Source organism: Streptomyces fulvoviolaceus (assembly GCF_000718165.1).
Taxonomy (GTDB): domain Bacteria; phylum Actinomycetota; class Actinomycetes; order Streptomycetales; family Streptomycetaceae; genus Streptomyces; species Streptomyces fulvoviolaceus.
On the sequence record NZ_JOEY01000162.1, the window covers coordinates 1 to 1,070 of the forward strand.

General features: G+C 71.8%; 1 pseudogene. It reads left to right on the top strand.

From position 1 onward, the window contains the following. Positions 1–1,070 (top strand): annotated as a pseudogene (locus IG08_RS55495) (IS200/IS605 family accessory protein TnpB-related protein); the annotation flags it as partial.

Sequence of the window (1,070 nt, forward strand, 5' to 3'; positions counted from 1 at the left end):
CCTGGAGCATTCCGCGGACACCTGGGCGGCTCGTAAGCGGGGCCTGACGGCTGTGTCGTCGTCCCGGTGGGCGGGTTCGATCACCAAGGCCACGCATGACCAGTGGGCGCTCGCCCGGCGTGGCCAGCTCGCCCACCTCCGGTCTCTTGAGGCGGGGATCGGGACGATCGCGCACCGGCTGGCGCTGCCGGTCGGTGCGAAGGGCTCGAAGCGGGCGGCGGGCGGTTACCGCAGCCGGCGGGAGTGGCACGCCAAGACCCGCCGCCTGCAGGTGCTGGAGGACCGGCTGGAGCGCGAGCGGGCCGACCGGGAGGCCGGGACCGTGCGTGTGGTGTGGGGTGGGAAGCGGCTGGTCCGTACCCGGCATCAGCTGTCTGCCGCGCAGCTCACCGAGGCCGACTGGCGCCGTCGGTGGGAAGCATCGCGCTGGTTCCTGCAGGCCGACGGCGAATCCGGCAAGCGGTACGGCAACGAGACCCTCCGCATCAGCCCGGACGGCGAGGTCAGCGGCAACGAGACCCTCCGCATCAGCCCGGACGGCGAGGTCAGCATCAAACTCCCGGCCCCGCTGATGGAGTTGGCCAATGCCCCGCATGGCCGGTACGTGCTGGCCTCCCGGGTCGGCTTCCCGCACCGCGGCCAGGAGTGGGCGGACCGGGTGGAGGCGAACCGGGCGGTCGCCTACCGCATCCACTACGACACGGTACGCGGGCGCTGGTATCTGACCGCCTCCTGGCAGATCCCGGTCTCCCGGACCCTCCCGATCGCCGCCGCCCTTACGCACGGTGTGATCGGCGTCGACATGAACGCCGACCACCTCGCCGCCTGGCGCCTCGACACCCACGGCAACCCGACCGGTCTACGACCTCACCGGCACAGCCGATCACCGTGATGCCCAGGTCCGCCACGCCCTCACCCGGCTGCTCAACTGGGCCAGAACCTGCGGAGTGAAGGCCATCGCGGTCGAGGATCTGGACTTCGCCGCGGAGAAGACCCGTGAGAAGCACGGCCGCCGCAAACGGTTCCGGCAGTTGATCTCGGGCATGCCCACCGGCCGGCTCCGCGCCCGG